General features: G+C 61.8%; 20 protein-coding genes. 17 read left to right on the top strand and 3 right to left on the bottom strand.

The genetic code is table 11. The annotated features are described in order from the left end of the window. Nucleotides 1-47 precede the first annotated feature (47 nt). Nucleotides 48-1,115: an MBL fold metallo-hydrolase gene (locus tag B7X65_RS11450; RefSeq protein WP_293594423.1), complete on the bottom strand. Its 1,068-nt coding sequence runs from the start codon at nt 1,113-1,115 to the stop codon at nt 48-50. A gap of 112 nt (nt 1,116-1,227) precedes the next feature. Here B7X65_RS11450 and B7X65_RS11445 point away from each other — a divergent pair, with 112 nt between their 5' ends. The 12 genes from B7X65_RS11445 to B7X65_RS11390 all read left to right on the top strand — a co-directional run bounded on the left by B7X65_RS11445 (nt 1,228) and on the right by B7X65_RS11390 (nt 11,475). Next, nucleotides 1,228-1,632, top strand: coding sequence for a MerR family DNA-binding transcriptional regulator (locus B7X65_RS11445; RefSeq protein ID WP_293594422.1), 405 nt, complete (start codon nt 1,228-1,230; stop codon nt 1,630-1,632). Nucleotides 1,633-1,674: 42 nt separating this feature from the next. After that, on the top strand, nt 1,675-2,136 hold the full coding sequence (locus B7X65_RS11440; protein WP_293594421.1) for a PaaI family thioesterase: 462 nt from the start codon (nt 1,675-1,677) through the stop codon (nt 2,134-2,136). A 21-nt stretch (nt 2,137-2,157) separates the two neighbouring features. Beyond that, entirely contained in the window at nt 2,158-3,339 is a 1,182-nt protein-coding gene (locus B7X65_RS11435) for an isovaleryl-CoA dehydrogenase (RefSeq protein WP_293594420.1), read from the top strand. A 38-nt stretch (nt 3,340-3,377) separates the two neighbouring features. Further along, on the top strand, nt 3,378-4,040 hold the full coding sequence (can, locus tag B7X65_RS11430; RefSeq protein WP_293594419.1) for a carbonate dehydratase: 663 nt from the start codon (nt 3,378-3,380) through the stop codon (nt 4,038-4,040). Nucleotides 4,041-4,045: 5 nt separating this feature from the next. Continuing rightward, nucleotides 4,046-5,857, top strand: coding sequence for a bifunctional isocitrate dehydrogenase kinase/phosphatase (gene aceK / locus B7X65_RS11425; RefSeq protein WP_293594418.1), 1,812 nt, complete (start codon nt 4,046-4,048; stop codon nt 5,855-5,857). An 8-nt stretch (nt 5,858-5,865) separates the two neighbouring features. Continuing rightward, on the top strand, nt 5,866-6,348 hold the full coding sequence (locus tag B7X65_RS11420; RefSeq protein ID WP_293594417.1) for a hypothetical protein: 483 nt from the start codon (nt 5,866-5,868) through the stop codon (nt 6,346-6,348). A 35-nt stretch (nt 6,349-6,383) separates the two neighbouring features. Beyond that, entirely contained in the window at nt 6,384-7,577 is a 1,194-nt protein-coding gene (locus tag B7X65_RS11415; RefSeq protein ID WP_293594416.1) for an acetyl-CoA C-acyltransferase, read from the top strand. Nucleotides 7,578-7,642: 65 nt separating this feature from the next. After that, complete coding sequence (locus B7X65_RS11410) at nt 7,643-8,308, top strand: SDR family oxidoreductase (protein ID WP_293594415.1); 666 nt, start codon at nt 7,643-7,645, stop codon at nt 8,306-8,308. An 8-nt stretch (nt 8,309-8,316) separates the two neighbouring features. Continuing rightward, the gene (locus B7X65_RS11405) at nt 8,317-9,444 is read left to right on the top strand and encodes an acyl-CoA dehydrogenase family protein (protein ID WP_293594414.1); all 1,128 of its coding nucleotides are present in this window, start codon (nt 8,317-8,319) and stop codon (nt 9,442-9,444) included. 313 nt (nt 9,445-9,757) lie between these two features. After that, nucleotides 9,758-10,189, top strand: coding sequence for a rhodanese-like domain-containing protein (locus tag B7X65_RS11400; protein ID WP_293594413.1), 432 nt, complete (start codon nt 9,758-9,760; stop codon nt 10,187-10,189). Between the two features lie 2 nt (nt 10,190-10,191). After that, the gene (locus B7X65_RS11395) at nt 10,192-10,584 is read left to right on the top strand and encodes a YchJ family metal-binding protein (protein WP_293594412.1); all 393 of its coding nucleotides are present in this window, start codon (nt 10,192-10,194) and stop codon (nt 10,582-10,584) included. Between the two features lie 228 nt (nt 10,585-10,812). After that, entirely contained in the window at nt 10,813-11,475 is a 663-nt protein-coding gene (locus B7X65_RS11390) for an HAD family phosphatase (RefSeq protein ID WP_293594467.1), read from the top strand. 11 nt (nt 11,476-11,486) lie between these two features. Here B7X65_RS11390 and B7X65_RS11385 read toward each other — a convergent pair whose 3' ends face one another. Further along, entirely contained in the window at nt 11,487-12,371 is an 885-nt protein-coding gene (locus B7X65_RS11385; RefSeq protein ID WP_293594411.1) for a LysR family transcriptional regulator, read from the bottom strand. A gap of 79 nt (nt 12,372-12,450) precedes the next feature. Between B7X65_RS11385 and B7X65_RS11380 the strand changes: the two genes are divergently transcribed. The 5 genes from B7X65_RS11380 to B7X65_RS11360 all read left to right on the top strand — a co-directional run bounded on the left by B7X65_RS11380 (nt 12,451) and on the right by B7X65_RS11360 (nt 17,300). Further along, nucleotides 12,451-12,873: a DoxX family protein gene (locus B7X65_RS11380; protein WP_293594410.1), complete on the top strand. Its 423-nt coding sequence runs from the start codon at nt 12,451-12,453 to the stop codon at nt 12,871-12,873. A 20-nt stretch (nt 12,874-12,893) separates the two neighbouring features. Beyond that, on the top strand, nt 12,894-13,592 hold the full coding sequence (locus tag B7X65_RS11375) for a glutathione S-transferase family protein (RefSeq protein WP_293594409.1): 699 nt from the start codon (nt 12,894-12,896) through the stop codon (nt 13,590-13,592). Nucleotides 13,593-13,882: 290 nt separating this feature from the next. After that, complete coding sequence (locus B7X65_RS11370; protein ID WP_293594408.1) at nt 13,883-14,263, top strand: YciI family protein; 381 nt, start codon at nt 13,883-13,885, stop codon at nt 14,261-14,263. 107 nt (nt 14,264-14,370) lie between these two features. Then, on the top strand, nt 14,371-14,655 hold the full coding sequence (locus B7X65_RS11365) for a YciI family protein (RefSeq protein ID WP_293594407.1): 285 nt from the start codon (nt 14,371-14,373) through the stop codon (nt 14,653-14,655). Nucleotides 14,656-15,170: 515 nt separating this feature from the next. Further along, nucleotides 15,171-17,300 (top strand): SIR2 family protein, encoded by a 2,130-nt coding sequence (locus B7X65_RS11360; RefSeq protein ID WP_293594406.1) that lies wholly within the window; start codon nt 15,171-15,173, stop codon nt 17,298-17,300. 147 nt (nt 17,301-17,447) lie between these two features. On the opposite strand, the gene B7X65_RS11355 is transcribed toward B7X65_RS11360, so the two are convergent. Continuing rightward, nucleotides 17,448-18,278: a hypothetical protein gene (locus B7X65_RS11355; protein ID WP_293594405.1), complete on the bottom strand. Its 831-nt coding sequence runs from the start codon at nt 18,276-18,278 to the stop codon at nt 17,448-17,450. Nucleotides 18,279-18,398: the final 120 nt, after the last annotated feature.

Here is an 18,398-nt window from a genome sequence, read left to right as displayed (position 1 = left end):
ACTGAAAGCCGCCGCCCGCTGAGCCGGGCGCCCCTTTCGGGGGCGCGTCAGGCCGGTTCAAACCGGTAAATGCCGTCGCCGCCCAGCCGGCGCTGCAGCCGGCCTTCAAACCACAAGGTGTGCAGATGCGCCACGGCTTCGCCCATGGCGAAGGTGGTCTGGTGCAGATCCAGGGCCCGCTTGAACATCACGGGCAGGATGTCGGCGCCGCTGCAGGCTCTGGCCTGGCAGGCTTGCATGACCTCGGCCAGACGGTCGTGGTGATGCTCGTGCAGCTGCGCAATCCGTGTGTGGAGGCCCCGGAACGGTTTGCCGTGCGAGGGCAGGGTTAGCGTATCCGCGTGCAGGGGCGCGAACTTGTCGATGGACTGCAAAAACAGGGTCAGCGGGTTGGATTCGGGTTCGGTGTCGTACACGCTGACATTGGTCGAGATGCGCGGCAACACCATGTCGCCGCTGATCAGCGTGTGGGTTTCGGCGCAGTGCAGCGCAATGTGTTCGGGCGCATGGCCGTAGCCGCTGATGCAGGTCCAGCGGCGCCCGCCTATGGTGATGACCTGGCCGTCCAGCATGCGGTGGAAGTGGGCGGGTACCTCGGGCACCAGCCCGGGGTAATAATTGGCGCGTGCCCGGATCAGCGCCAGGGACTCAGGGTCGGTCAGCCCATGCGAGGCAAAAAAACCGGCGGCACTTTCGCCGCCGAAACCGGTGCTGCTCTGGGTGGCGATGCGGGCCGTGTGGTAATCGGTGGCGCTGATCCACAGCGGCGCGTTCCAGCGCTGGCACAGCCAGTGCGCCAGGCCGATGTGGTCCGGGTGCATGTGCGTCACGATGACCCGCAGAATTGGCAAGCCTTCCAGTTCGCCGGCAAAAATCTGTTCCCACTGCGCCTTGGACTCGTCCCTGCTGACGCAGCAGTCCACCACCGTCCAGCCGGGCACGCCGCCCGCGGGGCCGGGCAGCTCGTCGCGCAGCAGCCACAGGTTGATGTGGTCCAGCGCAAAGGGCAGGCGCATGCGCAGCCACTTGACGCCCGGGGCGACCTCCAGGGCGCCGCCGGATGGCGGCAGGGCATCGCCGAAAGGGTAGTGCAGCTGGGCTTCCTGTGGATTCATCTTGTAAGATCGCCGGTTGGATTGACGTTTACGTTAACGTAAGCTTGATCCTTCCATTACACCCGAATTAGCTAGCGGCTTCACGAGGGCCCTGTCACCAGGGTTTCACCACATGGCAACCACGACCACGCACTCCATCAGCGATCTGGCCAAAGAGTTCGACCTGACCACACGCGCCATCCGTTTTTACGAAGACATGGGCCTGTTGCAGCCGCAGCGCGAGGGGCCCGGCGGGCGCAACCGCGTGTACAGCGCGCGTGACCGCACCCGGCTCAAGCTCACCCTGCGCGCCAAGCGCCTGGGGCTGAGCCTGTCCGAGGCCAAGGAAATCATCGACACCTACGACAGCCCGCGCGACACCGGCCCGCAACTGAAGAAGTTCCTGGCCGTGCTGGCCCAGCACCGCAAGCAACTCGAGGAACAGATGGCCGACCTGCAGGCCAACCTCGAAGAGGTCCGGCTCCATGAGAAGGAAGCCCGCGCCTTGCTGGGCAAGACGGCCAAAACCGCAAAATAGGCCATAATTGACGTTTACGTAAACGTCAATCAGGAGCCGGCCATGGAACTTCCCCATTTCGAGCCCAAGGACGAGGCTTATGCGGCCCGTGTGCAGGACAGTTTTGCACGCCAGGGTGCCATGGCCACCCTGGGCGCCTCGCTGGCCGGCATCACGCCGGGCCGGGTGGTCATCGAGCTCGATTGGGCCGCCGGGCTGAGCCAGCAACACGGTTTTCTGCATGCCGGCATGGTGGCCACGGCGCTCGACTCGGCCTGCGGCTACGCCGGCTTCACGCTGATGCCGCTTGACGCCGGCGTGCTGACCATCGAATACAAGATCAATCTGCTTGCCCCTGCCAAAGGCCAGCGTTTTCGCATGGTGGGCCAGGTCATCAAACCCGGACGCACCGTGACCGTGACCGAGGGGCGGGCCTATGCCATCGACGACGGCCGCGAAAAACTCATTGCCACCATGGGCGCCACGCTGATGACCATCACCGGCCGTGACGACGTGAAAAACTGAACACCACAAAAGGAGACCCTCATGAACAACCTGCCCGGACTCAACTTCCAGCTTGGCGAAGACATTGACGCACTGCGTGATACGGTGCGCGAATTCGCCCAGGCCGAAATCGCACCGCGTGCCGCTGAAATCGACGCCAACGACCAGTTCCCCATGGACCTCTGGCAGAAAATGGGCAGCCTGGGCGTGCTCGGCATCACCGTCAGCGAGGAGTACGGCGGCGCCAACATGGGTTACCTGGCGCACATGATCGCCATGGAAGAAATCAGCCGGGCCAGCGCTTCCGTCGGCCTGTCCTACGGCGCGCACAGCAACCTGTGCGTCAACCAGATCAAGCGCAACGGCACCGAAGCGCAGCGCGCCAAATACCTGCCCAAACTGATCAGCGGCGAACATGTCGGTGCGCTGGCCATGAGTGAGCCCGGCGCCGGCAGCGACGTCATCAGCATGAAACTGAAAGCCGAGGACAAGGGCGGTTATTACCTGCTCAACGGCAGCAAGATGTGGATCACCAACGGCCCCGACGCCGACACGCTGGTGGTCTACGCCAAGACCGAACCCGAGCTCGGCGCGCGTGGCGTCACCGCCTTCCTGATTGAAAAAGACATGAAGGGCTTTTCGGTCGCGCAGAAACTCGACAAGCTGGGCATGCGCGGTTCGCACACCGGCGAGCTGGTTTTCAACAACGTCGAGGTGCCGGCGCAGAACATCCTGGGCGGCCTCAACAGCGGCGCCAAGGTGCTGATGAGCGGGCTGGACTACGAACGCGCGGTGCTCACCGGCGGGCCGCTGGGCATCATGCAGTCCGTCATGGACAGCGTCATTCCCTACATCCACGACCGCAAGCAGTTCGGCACCAGCATCGGCGAGTTCCAGTTGATCCAGGGCAAGGTGGCCGACATGTACACCGTGCTGCAGGCGGGCCGCTCCTTTGCCTACACCGTCGCCAAAAACCTCGACCTGCTGGGCACCGAGCATGTGCGCCAGGTGCGCAAGGACTGCGCTTCCGTCATTCTCTGGTGCGCCGAGAAAGCCACCTGGATGGCCGGCGAGGGCGTGCAGATTTTCGGCGGCAACGGCTATATCAACGACTACCCGCTGGGCCGCCTCTGGCGCGACGCCAAGCTGTATGAAATCGGCGCCGGCACCAGCGAGATCCGCCGCATGCTGATCGGGCGCGAACTGTTTGCCGAGACCATGTAGAGACCAGGTAAATTGCGACGCAGGCCACAATAACGCTTATGACCTCTTCCATCAACGACCTCTTCACCCACAACCGCGCCTGGGCCGCCCAGATGGAGCGCGAGCGTCCGGGCTTTTTCACGAGCCTGGTCAAGCAGCAAAAGCCCAAGTACATGTGGATAGGCTGCTCCGACAGCCGTGTGCCGGCCAACCAGATCACCGGCCTGGAGCCGGGCGAGGTGTTTGTGCACCGCAACGTGGCCAACATCGTGGTGCACTCCGACCTCAATGCGCTGTCGGCGATCCAGTTCGCGGTGGAAATGCTCAAGGTCGAACACATCATGGTGGTCGGACACTACGGCTGCGGCGGTGTGCAGGCGGCGCTGGAAGGCGCGCGCATCGGGCTGGCCGACAACTGGATACGCCACATCCAGGACGTGCGCCACCGCCATCGCCAGCTGCTCGACAGCCTGGCCGAAGACCGGCGCGCCGACGCCTTGTGTGACCTCAATGTCATCGAGCAGGTGGTCAACGTCTGCGTCAGCACCGTCATGGTCGATGCCTGGGCCAAGGGCCAGAAGGTCAGCATTCATGGCTGGGCCTTCGGTGTCAACGACGGGCTGCTGCAGGACCTGAGCATGACCATCTCCGACCCTGCCGATCTTGATGCCTTGTACCGTCTGGCGGTCGATCGCGTCTGGGACTCCCGGCGCCCCGCCTGACGGCCATGTTTCCGCAGCGCCTCGACTCGCCGCTTGCCTACGACATCGCCAAGGCGATGATGGACGGCTTCAACCGGCACTACCAGCTGTTCCGTACCGAGTCGGCGCGCGCCAAACACCGTTTTGAAACCGCCGACTGGCACGGCCAGCAGCGGTCGCAGCGCGAGCGCATCGAGTTCTACGACCTGCGCGTGCGCGAGGCCTCGACCCGGCTGGAGCGCGAGTTCAAGGCGGGCGAGCAGTCCATGGACGTCTGGCACCAGGTCAAGCTGCACTACATCGGGCTGCTGGTCGACCATCACCAGCCCGAGCTGGCCGAGACTTTCTTCAATTCGGTCACCACCAAGATCCTGCACCGCAGCTATTTCCAGAACGACTTCATTTTTGTCCGGCCGGCGATCAGCACCGAGTACATCGAAAACGACGAGCCCGCCGCGCGGCCCACTTACCGGGCCTACTACCCCCAGCGCGACACCCTGCACGACCACCTGGTCCGGCTGGTCAATGATTTCGAGCTGCACATCGAGTTTGAAGACCTGGCGCGCGACACCGGCTACGTGGTCGAGGAACTGGCCGCCCGTCTGGGCGACGTCAAGCTGCGCGCCAACTTCCAGATCCAGGTGCTATCTAGCCTGTTCTTCCGCAACAAGGGCGCCTACATCGTCGGCAAGCTGATCAACGGCTTCAACGAGTTGCCCTTTGCCCTGCCGCTGCTGCACGCCAGGTCGGGCAAGCTGGCGATTGATTCCGTGCTGATCGGCGAGGACGATCTCCTGATCCTGTTCAGTTTCGCCCGGGCCTACTTCATGGTGGACATGGGCATCCCCTCGGCCTACGTGCAGTTCCTGCGCAGCATGATGCCGCGCATGCCGCGCGCCGAAATCTACAACGCGCTGGGCCTGGCCAAGCAGGGCAAGACGCTGTTCTACCGCGACTTCCTGTATCACCTGCGCCACTCGACCGACAAGTTCCGCATTGCCCCCGGCATCAAGGGCATGGTCATGCTGGTGTTCGATCTGCCGTCCTTTCCCTATGTGTTCAAGGTCATCAAGGACTACTACCCGCCGCAGAAGGAAACCACGCGCGAGCAGATCAAGGCCAAGTACCTGCTGGTCAAGCAGCACGACCGTGTCGGCCGCATGGCCGACACGCAGGAGTACAGCGAGGTGGCCTTCCCGCGTGAGCGTTTTGACGACGAACTGATCGCCGAGATCGAGAAATTTGCACCCAGCCAGCTCGAGATCAGCGACCGCGACGGCGACGGCAACATCGAGGTCATCATCAAGCATGTGTACATCGAGCGCCGCATGATCCCGCTCAACATCTACCTGCAGGAAGCCTTCGACACCGGCGTGGACGAGCCGGCGGCGAAGGCGCAGATCGAGCGCGCCGTGGTCGAATACGGCAACGCCATCAAGGACATGGTGGCGGCCAACATCTTTCCCGGCGACATGCTGTTCAAGAACTTCGGCATCACGCGCCACGGCAAGGTCGTATTTTACGACTACGACGAGATCGAATACCTCACCGACTGCAACTTCCGCAAGGTGCCCACGCCGCGCAACGAGGAAGAAGAAATGAGCGGCGAGGTCTGGTACTCGGTCGGGCCCCGGGACGTGTTCCCCGAGACCTTCGAGCCCTTCCTGCTCGGCAACGCCGCGGTGCGCGAGGTCTTCATGAAGCACCACGCCGACCTGCTCGATGCCGCCTTCTGGCAGGGCCACAAGGAGCGTATTGCCGCCGGCCATGTGCACGATGTGTTCCCCTACGAGCGCGAGCGGCGTTTTGTGCGCAGGCACGCGGCGCAGAAAGCCTGAGGACGGCCATGCGGGACGCCTGGGAATACGCCAGCTTCGTGGTCACCGCGCTGGCCCTGCCGTTTGCGATATTTTTCTTTGCCCTCGAGCAGCGCAAGGAGCGCAACAACGAGGAAGAGGCGGCCTACCAGCTGCTGTCCGACGCCTACAACGACTTTCTGAAAGTCGTGCTGGCCAACCCCGACCTGCACCTGCGCACCAACGAGCCGCTGGAGAGTCCCACGCGCGAGCAGAATGAACGCACCATGATCATCTACGACATGCTGATTTCGCTGTTCGAGCGCGCCTACATCGTCGCCTGGAGCGAACGCATGAGCGAGGTCGAGGCGCGTCGCTGGAACAGCTGGGACGATTACATGCGCGAGTGGTGCCAGCGCGAGAATTTTTTCAATGCCCTGCCGCTGTTGCTGCGCGGTGAAGACCCGGGCTTTCAGCAATACATCCTGCGCATCGCCCGCGAAGAGCGCGGCGCAGTCATCCAGCTTGCCTAATTTGTTTAACTTGTTCAACTCAGGAGAAAACCACCATGTCCAGTTCCACCACTGATTCCATCGTCATTCTCGGCGCCGCCCGCACCCCCATGGGCGGCTTTCAGGGCGACTTTTCCAGCCTCGCCGCGCACGACCTCGGCGGCGCCGCCATCAAGGCCGCCATCGAACGCTCGGGCGTCGCGCCCGAAAAAGTCGACGAAGTGCTGTTTGGCAACTGCCTGATGGCCGGCCAGGGCCAGGCGCCGGCGCGCCAGGCCGGCTTCAAGGGTGGCCTGCCCGCCAGCGCGGGCGCGGTCACCTTGTCCAAGATGTGCGGCTCCGGCATGGAAGCCACCATGCTTGCGCACGACCAGCTGCTGGTCGGCAGCCGCGACGTGATGGTCTCCGGCGGCATGGAAAGCATGACCAACGCACCGCACCTGCTGCTCAAGGGCCGCAGCGGTATCCGCATCGGCCATGACCGCATTTACGACCACATGATGCTCGACGGCCTGGAAGACGCCTACGAACCCGGCCGCGCCATGGGCACCTTCGGTGAGCAGTGCGCCGAGAAGTACCAGTTCACGCGTGAGGCGCAGGACGCGTTCGCCACCACCAGCGTGAACCGCGCCAAGGCCGCCACCGAGTCCGGCGCCTTCAAGGCCGAAATCACCCCCGTCACCGTCAAGGGCCGCAGCGGCGACACCGTGATTTCCATCGACGAAGGTCCGGGCAAGGTCAAACTCGACAAGATCTCCACACTGCGCCCCGCCTTCAAGAAAGACGGCACCATCACCGCCGCGTCCAGCTCGTCGATCAACGACGGCGCGGCCGCCCTGGTGCTCACCCGCGCATCGACGGCCAAGGAGCTGGGCGCCAAGCCGCTGGCCCGCATCGTCGGCCACGCCACCTTTGCCCAGGCGCCCGAGTGGTTCACCACCGCACCGGTCGGCGCCGTGCAGAAGCTGCTCAAGAAAATCGGCTGGAGCGTGAAAGACGTGGACCTGTGGGAAATCAACGAGGCTTTTGCCGTGGTGCCCATGGCCGCCATGAAAGAGCTCGGCATCAGCCACGACATCGTCAACGTCAACGGCGGCGCCTGCGCACTGGGCCACCCGATCGGTTGCAGCGGCGCCCGCATCATCGTCACGCTGATGTACGCGCTCAAGGCCCGCGGCCTGAAAAAAGGTGTTGCCACGCTGTGTATCGGTGGCGGTGAAGGCACGGCAATTGCCATTGAATTGCTATAAATTACATAGCTGTTGACGCACGCTGTATAAGGTCTGGAGGCCGATTTGATGCATGAAAATCTGACATGAGCACGGTACTCGTCATCGGCGCCTCGCGCGGCATCGGGCTGGAGTTTGTGCGCCAGTACCGGAGCGCCGGCGCGCGCGTGATCGCCACCGCGCGCGACGCAGCGGGGCTGGAGCGCCTTAAGGCGCTGGGCGCGCAGGCGGTCAAGCTGGAGGTGGACGACGTATCCAGCGTCAGCGGTCTGGCCTGGTTACTCGATGGCGAAAAAATCGACGTCGCGCTGTATGTCGCCGGTGTGCTGGCGGGCGGCAATGCGGGCGACCCACCGGCTGCCGATGTGTTCGATCAGGTGATGCGCACCAATGTGCTGGCGCCTATGCGCGTGCTGCCGCAACTGACGGAAGTGTTGGCGCCTGACGCCCGGCTGGTGGTCCTGTCATCCCGGATGGGCTCGATAGGGCTGCGCACCAATGGCAACAGCTGGCTGTACCGCGCCTCCAAGTCCGCCGTCAACTCCGTCGTCAAGGACATGTCGTTTGGCTTGCAGGGCAAAGCCATCTGCGTTGCGATGCACCCCGGCTGGGTGAAGACCGACATGGGTGGCGCTGGCGCCGATCTGGATGTCACGCAAAGCGTTTCCGATATGCGCACCACCGTAGCCAGCCTGCGCGCGGAACACAATGGCACTTTCATCAACCACGACGGCCAGGCGTTGGCCTGGTAGGACCTCTCATGCTGCTCACGCAAGACCAGGAAATGATCCGCGACGCGGTGCGCGACTTCACCCAGACCGAACTCTGGCCGCACGCCGCGGCCTGGGACAAGGCACACCACTTTCCGGTCGAGGCGCACCAGGGCCTGGCGGCGCTGGGTGCTTACGGCATCTGCGTGCCCGAAGAGTTTGGCGGCGCCAACCTCGACTACCTGACGCTTGCGCTGGTGATCGAGGAAATCGCCGCCGGCGATGGCGGCACCAGCACGGCGATTTCAGTGACCAACTGCCCGGTCAACGCCATCCTGATGCGTTACGGCAATGCCGCGCAGAAAAAGCAGTGGCTCACACCGCTGGCGCAGGGGCAGATGCTGGGCGTGTTCTGCCTGACCGAGCCGCATGTGGGCAGCGACGCCTCGTCATTGCGCACCACCGCGGTGAAAGAGGGTGACGAGTACGTGATCAACGGCGTCAAGCAGTTCATCACCAGCGGCAAGAACGGCCACGCGGCCGTGGTCATTGCGGTCACCGACAAGGGCGCCGGCAAAAAGGGCATGAGCGCCTTCATGGTGCCCACCAGCGCACCCGGCTACGTCGTTGCGCGCCTGGAAGACAAGCTGGGCCAGAACTCCAGCGACACCGCGCAGATCAACTTCGACAATTGCCGCATCCCGGCCGAGAACCTGATAGGCGCCGAGGGCGAAGGCTACAAGATCGCGCTGGGCGCGCTCGAAGGCGGGCGCATCGGCATTGCCGCGCAAAGCGTGGGCATGGCGCGCAGCGCATTTGAATTTGCCGTGCAGTACGCCAAGGAGCGCCAGAGTTTCGGCACCGCCATCTTCAACCACCAGGCGGTCGGTTTCCGCCTGGCCGACTGCGCCACGAAACTGGAAGCCGCACGCCAGCTGATCTGGCACGCCGCCAGCCTGCGCGACGCCGGCCTGCCCTGCCTGAAGGAAGCGGCCATGGCCAAACTCTTTGCCAGCGAAATGGCCGAGCAGGTCTGCAGCGCCGCCATCCAGACCCTGGGCGGCTACGGCTATGTCAGCGACTTCCCGGTGGAGCGCATCTACCGCGACGTGCGTGTCTGCCAGATCTACGAAGGCACGTCTGACGTGCAGAAAATCATCATCCAAAGGGCACTTTAGCCCCCACGGTCGTTCACTGCGTGTAACTCCCTGCCCCCGAGGGGGCCGCTGCGCCTGCGGTCCGGCAAAGCCGGTCCCGCGGCCCCTGCTTGGTTTTAGCTTCCCGGGGTGCCGGCGTGTTGGTTTGTCATTGCGGACTTGATCCGCAATCCATGCGTGCACACTGGCGGCGGTGGTTCTTGCTGCATGGACCCCGGGTCAAGCCCGGGATGACGCCGGGAGGGGTAGCCGGTGTGATGCACGCCGTAAACTTGTCATTGCGAACTCGATCCGTAATCCATGCCCGCCAACCACACAGCAGGAGTCAGCAAAAATGCCCATCACCAAAGGATTCCGCGCCCTCGTCGATGAGGCCATGGCGCAGGTCACCACGTATTCCGTCGCCGAGGCCCAGGCCAAACTTGCCGACCCGCAGGTGCAGATCGTCGACATCCGCGACGTGCGCGAGCTCGAACGCGAAGGCACGGTGCCGGGTGCCCTGCTGGCGCCGCGCGGCATGCTCGAGTTCTGGGTGGACCCTGCCTCGCCCTATTTCAAGCCGGTGTTCGGCGACGAGGGCAAGCAGTTCATCCTGTTCTGCGGTGCCGGCTGGCGCAGCGCGCTGGCCACCAAGACGCTGCAGGACATGGGCATGACCAACGTGGCCCACATCGACGGCGGCTTTGCCGAGTGGAAAAAGCAGGGCGCCCCGATGGAAACCCTGGAAGCGCACAAGCAGGCCCACGCGGCGCGAGCCAAAGGCTGACGTTGGCTGCCTGCCCCTGCAGCCGGGCCGATGCGCGCGCCCGGCCGCTGGCTTACGCCGCCTGCTGCGGCCGCTACCTGGCGCACGACACGCCGGCGCCCGACGCCGAGGCGCTGATGCGCTCGCGCTACACCGCCTTTGTGCTCGAACGGGCCGACTACCTGCTCGCCACCTGGCATGCCAGCCACCGCCCGCCAGGCATCGAGTTCGACCCCGGCGTGAAATGGCTCGGGCTGGACGTGCGCCGGCACCGGCTGCTGGACGACAGCCACGCCGAAGTCGAATTTGTCGCCCGCCAGAAAAGCCCGGGCAGCCCCGCCGTGCGCCTGCACGAGCGCAGCCGCTTTGTGCGCGAAGCCGGCCGTTGGTACTATGTGGACGGCGACCAGCTGTAGCGAGACGTCCGGAGCGGCCTGGCAGGCCTCGCACCCGCTCAGACCGCTCAGTCGCTTGTAGGAACCCGTTCGCCCTGAGCCTGTCGAAGGGTGTTGGTCCTTGGCGATGTTCAATACAGGCCAAAGCCGGCATTGACGGGGATTATGAGTAAAAAAGGCCTCCAGCCCTTATCCCACCTGCGCCAGAAGCTCCTGAATCAATAGCATTTTGCAGAGAGGCCACCCGTGTTGAAATTCGAAGCCGTGTTGTTTGACTGTGACGGCGTGCTGGTCGACAGCGAGCCCATCACCAACGGCGTGCTGCGCGACATGCTGGAAGAAGCCGGCTGGGCGCTCAGCAGCGCCGAATGCATGCGCCTGTTCATCGGCAAAGCTGTCAAGGACCAGGCTGCGCTGATCGAAGCCAATACGGGTCGCCCCTTGACCCAGGAGTGGCTGCACGAGTTTCGTGGCCGGCGCAATGAAGCGCTTGTCGAAGGTCTGCTGCCGATTCGCGGCGCCGTCGAAGCCGTGACGCAGATCCACACCCTGTACGAGGGCCGCATTGCCTGCGCCTCCGGCGCCGACCGCTTCAAGGTCGATCTGCAGCTCGAAAAATGCGGCCTCATGCCCTTCTTCAAGGGCCACATCTTCAGCGGGCACGAGCTGCCGCGCTCCAAACCTGCGCCCGATGTTTACCTGGCTGCTGCCGCGTCGCTGGGCGTTGACCCCAAGCGTTGCGCGGTGGTGGAAGACACCGTGACGGGTGTCGCCGCCGGCGTGGCCGCAGGCGCCACCGTGTTCGGCTACAGCCCGCCCGAAGCCGGGCACGACGCGCCCGACGCATTGCTCAAGGCCGGCGCGGTGCACATTTTTGTGGACATGACTGCCTTGCCAGCATTGCTGGGCTGAGCCGCCACAACTCAGGCCAGCGTCATGTGTTTGGCCAGGTGGCCGAACACCGTGGACACCCGTCTCAGGTGCCTTGACTCGGTGTGTGTCAACAGCCAAAGCTCCGTCTGGCATTCATCCAGTGCATCCGTCAGGGCGCGCAGATCGGTTCGATCTCTGGCAAGAAAAATTGGCAGCAGGCCAATGCCCATGCCTTGCCCCACGATTTCCGCCACGGTGAGAATGCTGTCCACGCGGTAGCGCGGCGCCACTTTGGGAAAGTGTTTTTTGCGCCAGGTCACCGAGGGGTGGTCCGGCAGGGCGTCGTCCGGGGCGACCCAGTTCACTTTGCCGGCGATGCTCGCGTCGAAGTGTTTGGGGCCGCCTTTTCTGGCGGCAAACAAGGCCATGCGGATCGGCCCGATATGTTTGCCTACCAGATGCTGGGGCGGGCGCCGGGTGGCCCGCACGGCAATGTCCGCGTCGCGCCGGGTCAGGCTGGCCAACTCATTGCCTGTGTGCAACTCGTAGCTCAGCAAAGGGTGGCTTGACGGCAACAACCGGAGCGCCGGCGCCACCAGCCCATGCAGAAGGGTGTCGGTGGTGGTGATGCGCACGCTGCCCGAAACCTGTTCTGCCTCGGCCTGCGCGGCCGAACGGGCCGACTCGAGCTGCACCTCCAGCTGTTCCCCATGGCTGGCCAGCACCTGCGCCAGCTCCAGCGGCTGGTAGCCCGTGCGCGAGCGCTCAAACAGGCGTTGACCCAAACCCTTTTCAATGCGCTGCAGGGAGCGGAACACCGTCGATGCATCCACCGCGAGCCGCTCGCCCGCTTCTGCCAGGGTGCCGGCCCGCACCAGCGCCAGCACCACTTCCACGTCCTGGGCGCTGAGCTTGTATTGCGTTGCTGCATTCATGGTTTGCGTGCGCGCCTGTTTTCATTGCGTTATTGCAATACTACATTACACAGACCAATCTACCCAATGGAGAAATGCAATGCCCGAACCTGACATCAACACCACCGCCCCTTACGGCATCGCCTTGCTTCGCGTCAGCCTGGGCGCCATGTGGATTGCCCACGCATTGTTGAAGCTGTTTGTTTTCACGCTGCCCGGAACAGCGCAATTTTTCGAAAGCGTGGGTTATCCCGGTGCGCTGGCCTACCCCGTGTTTGCGGCCGAACTGCTCGGTGGCCTGGCCATCCTGGTCGGGCTGTATGCGCGACAGGTTTCGCTGGCGCTGGTGCCCGTCATGGTGGCTGCAGCGCTGGTGCATCTTGGCAATGGCTGGGTCTTCACCAGTCAGGGCGGTGGCTGGGAGTACCCGGTGTTCCTGGCCGTGGCTTCGGTGACCTTGTGGCTGGCCGGCGACGGCGCCCTGGCGCTGCGCCGCAGCCAGCGCTTTGTGCCTGCCTTGTGACCAGGGAGCAGACAGTGACAATGACGCCCTCACTCACCCTGATCAGCCACAGCCTGTGCCCTTACGTGCAGCGCGCGGCGATCGTGCTGGCCGAAAAAGGCATCGTTTTTGAGCGCAAGGACATTGACCTGGCCCACAAACCCGCCTGGTTTCTCAAAGTCTCGCCGTTGGGCAAAACGCCCGTGCTGCTGGTGGGCGACCAGGCGGTGTTCGAGTCGGCAGTCATCTGCGAATACCTCGACGACACCGCCGCTCCGCGCCTGCACCCGGAGGCCGCGTTGCAGCGCGCGCAGCACCGCAGCTGGATGGAGTTCGGCTCGGCCGTTCTCAGCAACATCGGCGCTTTCTACAACGCCCCCAGTGAAGAAGCGCTCGTGGCCAGTGCCACCGCGCTGCGCCTGAAGTTTCAGCACATTGAAGCCGTGCTGGGCCAGGGCCCGTTCTTCGCCGGCGAACGCTTCAGCATGGTGGATGCAGCCTTTGGCCCGGTCTTCAGGTACTTCGACGTGTTCGACGGCATCGGTGATTTTGGTGTCTTCAGTGACACGCCCCGAGTGAACGCCTGGCGATGCGCGCTGGCGCAGCGTGCCTCGGTGCGCAACGCCGTATCGCCCGACTACCCGAAACTGTTGCAGGCCTTTCTGCAGCAACGCGGGTCCGCCTTGTCCAGGCGCATGGCGGCGCGGCCGGAGCTCAGCGCCGAGGCGCCACGTTCTTGAGGGCCTTGCCCACGTCGCCCTGCCATGCAGCCGGGCCCTGCGCGAGAGGTATGCATAAAATTGGCCTTCAGCCCTTGTGTGGCGGGCGCAAGCAGCTATGAAAACAGTAGCTAAAGCGGCGGGCTGATCCAATCGCAGGGGCGTTGGCCGGCCGAAGCGCAAGCCAGCCCTTCCGCAGAAAAAGCCTTCCTGCGGGCGTTTTTTTGACAGCCTGGGGCAAGATGTCGAAAGTCGGGCCAGCCGTTCGTCGTGCAGGTGTGACCCTCAACCACCGACCCAAGGACATCTCCATGCAATACCTCTGCCTTGCCTATTACGACCCCGAAAAAATGGCCGCCATGGCGCCCGCCGACATGCAGGCGCTGGCCGCGCAATTGCCGGCCAAAGACGCTGCACTCGCGCAAACCGGGTGCCTGGTCTGGAGCGCCTCGCTCGAAGGGCCCCAGGCCACCTTCGCCTTGCGCCCGCGCGGCGGCAAGCCGGCCGTGACCGACGGGCCTTATGCCGAAGCCAAGGAGCTGGTGGGCGGCGTCATCCTCATCGAAGCGCCCAACAAGGAGGAAGCCATACGCATCGCCTCGCTGCATCCCGCGGCCACGCTGGGTGAAAGCATAGGCTGGGGGATCGAGGTGCACCCGATCGGGGTGTGTTCGGTGAATATCCAAAAGTAGCGGGCGCAGGCTTCTGCTCTTGTGGCGGCGCCAGTCTGCCGCATTTCACCCCGGCCGCTGCAGGTCATCCTGGCCCCGTATGTCATCCCGGACCTGATCCGGGATCCATGCCCCGCGTCCCCGCCCGTAGTTCGGCGCGTCAAAGGCAAAGGCAAGGGCAGTGGCAACTCGTCTTCGCCCTGCTCCCTCGCAACGGCAAGCCTGCCGTGACCGACGGGCCTTATGCCGAAGCCAGGGAGCTGGTCGGCGGCTTCTTCATCATTGAAGCGGCAGATCGGGACGAAGCGGTGTGGGTGGCTTCGCTGCATCCGGCGGCGACGCTGGGGGAGCGTGTGTGGTGGGGGATTGAGGTGCACCCGATTGGGTTTTTTGAGCAAGCAGCAGAAACTTAGACTCATGCGATCGTCGGCGATTCAGATGGTGTTGCATATCGCCTCCGGCTTAGCACTGCAATGCGACAAGGGACGGAGGATTCATGCACTTCTGTGGGGATTGTTCGGACTGGAGAAGTGGCACCAGACGGACCGCAATGCCGGTCAACTGACTAGATACGCTTGACCGACAGAGTTTCGGGAACGGCTGACTGAGATTGTTGCTGGCCCGCGATTCTGTTTCGTTCTACGCTAGCCAATCACACCGGAGATGGTCTCGCGATTTGGTCGCTTTGGAAACACCAAGCAGATTCATCAAAGGTATGAAGGATGCACTTAGCCCGATTAGAGCTGGTGCTGCGCTGAACGGTACCTTGCAGGTCCAACCAATGCCCAAAAGATTTCACGCTTTTCGGCTTTAGGTCTGGTCTTACCTCTGACTCAATACCTGCCCAAGCATGGACGTACAGTCTGTTAGCAATTTGCTGTAAGGCTTTAGACTGCGCTCATGATCCCCCACTCCTGAGGAAATCGGCATGCTTTCAAGTGAAAAAAGTAGCTATGCAGCTATTCAAGAGCTAATTGGTAACGAGCACGATCAACGACCTTTAGTCCTATGGTTGGGTGCGGGCGTTAGCACGTGGGCGGGTTTCCCTTTGTGGCAGGGCTTGGCCTCGCGCATGCATACAAAATTTGCACGGTCGTCCTCTCGGTATGAAAAACAACGTGCACTTGAAGAGTTAGCCACTTCAAATTTCCCTGCCGTATTTGAATTAATGAAACAGGGAAATCAACAGCTGTATTTCAGCGAACTCGCCGATATTTTTAAGCCGATTGATTCGAGCCCCGTTTACTCCCGCATGCTGCGATCACTGGCGAAAATGAAACCATTGCACATCCTCACAACAAATGTGGACGAAGCACTTGAGAAAAATTTGCAATCCACTAGTACTATTCAGGGCTCTGACATTGAGCGAGTAGCACGACTACTTCATCAGCGTGAATCATTTGTTTGTAAATTGCATGGCACTTCCAGCTCTGTGAAAAGCATGGTATTTGCGAGTTCAGACTACGAAGTGTTAACCGCAAATTCATCTTATTTGGACGTATTGAAGGAAGTGTTTTCAATTGCGACTGTTGTCTTCATTGGATATGGGCTTCGAGATCAATACCTCTTGAATCTACTATCTCGCGCAGACAATGATCGACCACTTTTCGGAATGGGGCCACACTATGTTGTGACCTCGAGCGATGACCTTAAGTTACCCGAAGCGGTTAGGCAGATTAAGTACGTCGCTGAGCATGCGGATCATCGCGATGCGTTGTTGGTGCTGGAGCTCATAGCAGAGACTAGGTATTCAGACACAAAGAAAACTGATTCCAGTCAATTCAAGGTTGAGTCATCGCAAGTAGCAAAAAGCATTTACTACCTCGCTGACTTGCTCCCTTCAGTCGGCACTCTTACTACTTCGCAATCGTCAACTATTGCCAATATTGATGGCACCTTTTTCGGTCAAATGATTAGTGGCGATGGGTATGTGTCAAGTGAAATTCAAATTACAAACTACTCAGCCCTGCATGACCTTATAGTGGGGCTGCTGTGCTTTGATACTGTCTGCTTTGATACTAGTCGTCTTGGGGTGGTGCATACACTTCTCGGGTCTCAGATCTTCTGGCAGCTGTTGCGATTGGAAGCGCTTCAGGTAGTAGATATTCGAGAGCAATCGGTAGTCCTGTTTTCAGAAGTGGATGCCATTACTGGTACTTTGGCTGACATCACTATAGGTGACCCCGCCAAGCAGCGGGACGCCGATTCCCCGATGGTACCCATGAGCATCGATACCGTAATCCGGAAATACATACAGCCTGCACCGGGGCAGGAGGATGCGGCAGAAGAGCAGTTTGAGTTTCTTGCCAAGTCAGCTTTTCAAATAGCCTCCGCTAACCTGAAAACTGGCTTCTCTGACCAAGCTCGTCTGGCACTCATCAATCCTTCAATACGCAAACTTCTCGGCGTAAGCCGCGGAACACCGCACGGTGTGGTACCTCGTTGGCTGGCCTTTCCTATGCTGAGACTAGCAAGACTGATGAGCATAGGCGCAGTCTGCCAAGCAATAGACGCTTCTGCAGCTCGTATGATTTGGGGGTCGGAACGATTGGCTACCGCCGCGTTTTCTTCCGCTGCTGGAAAGACGTGGGCGGATGACGCGGCGAGCTATGTCCTAACGGGGAAATTCAATTCCGATGTGGGCTCGATAGTTTTCAAGAATCCCACTTTGCTCGCACGGCTGTTGGAATTTAGATTTTCTCAACAAGGGGAAGTCTTCAGGGGTGAAATTTTTTCAATTCTTCAGTCCGATCGAGGTGCTCAGGTTGCCGCTGCAGTAAACGCTGGACTTAAAACCGCTCTGACCCCCTCGGTGCTTGAGCAGGCAAGGAATCAATTTTCGGGATTGTTTACGTCCGAGCAGGTTGGTAGCATGCTGCCTGCTGTTTGGGGCGATTTGCAAAATGGAGAAGCCCGGATTGCCAAATGGCGCGAACGCAGCCGTTCAATGCTGCAGGAAGAAATACGGAAACACAATTGGAATCCATATTCGGCATGTCCCTGTGGCTCAGGTGAACAATTGAAGTTTTGCTGTCTTGAGGCCCTTAGCGATAGCTAATGCGCCTCCAAGTTATCCTCCGGTCGGCACAGACTGGCGGGCTCCTCGATCTCGATGCTGCCGCCGGCGGCCTTCAGTTTGAAGCGGTTGTCCCGCATTTGCAACGTGTGGCGGGCATAGTCTGACAACGTCGAGATGAGGTTGTCCTCAAGGCTTGAAATACTCCTGCACCGTATCCCAAGCCACCGTCTGCAGATGTTTCGCAATCGCCGGGTCCAGGCCGGCCGTGTACTTCAGGTCCACCGGTGAGGCCTTGAACAGCGTCGCATACGTGGTGCAGGCGGCCAGGTAGCTGCCGGCCACGCTGGGGTGGCGCAGGTCGGCCACGTACAGATTCAACTCAGGCATTTTCGCAACCGATTTGCCGAAGGCCAGGCCCGCGGGAATGACGAGTGCGTTGTTGTCGTTGCCGGCCTGGGTGTAGGCCTCGGCCAGTTCGGCGGTCATGGACGGCACGTCCTTGTAAGCCCACGACATGAAGAACACCGGCTTGGCGCCATGCTTGCGCACGGTGTCGGCATGTTTTTTCGCGTATTCATGGAACAGGGGCTTGAGCTGTGGGTGCAGCGGGCACTGGCTGCAGTCCATCATGATGGCGAGGTCGAACAGCCGGTCCAGCTTGTTGAAGCTGACGGTGTTGTTGGCGCCAAACGAATACGAGCCGACGGCGTTGGGGCGGAAGTAGCTTTCCACGTCGTGCCAGTTCATGCCCGAGCCGCTGATGGTGGCCGAGCTGGCGCGGTGCCTAAAGCCGGGCTGGCCTTCCCGGATCAGTTGCCCCACATGGTTGTGCAGGCTGTTGTTGTAATAGAAGAAGCTGTTGCCGATGTAGATGGCCGAGGCGGGTTTGTCGCCTGCGTCCAGCACCCTGGGTTTGGTCTGGGCCAGCGCGCCGGTGGCGGCGCTGAACAGGATGGCGAGGCCGAGGGCGGCGGACAGCAGGGGTTTGAAGAGCGAGGTGGGCAAGAGGTGGCGCATGGTTGTCTCCTTGGTTTTTTATGTTTGGCGAGTCTAGTGGACTTGCGGCGCCCCGTCATGCCCTTTCTCCGCAAGCCCGGGCCGCTGCAGGCAAGGCCTGTATGGACGGATACTTGGGCC

The organism is Polaromonas sp. 39-63-25 (assembly GCF_002278925.1).
Lineage (GTDB): Bacteria > Pseudomonadota > Gammaproteobacteria > Burkholderiales > Burkholderiaceae_C > Polaromonas.
This window is presented reverse-complemented; position numbering and strand designations above follow the sequence as displayed.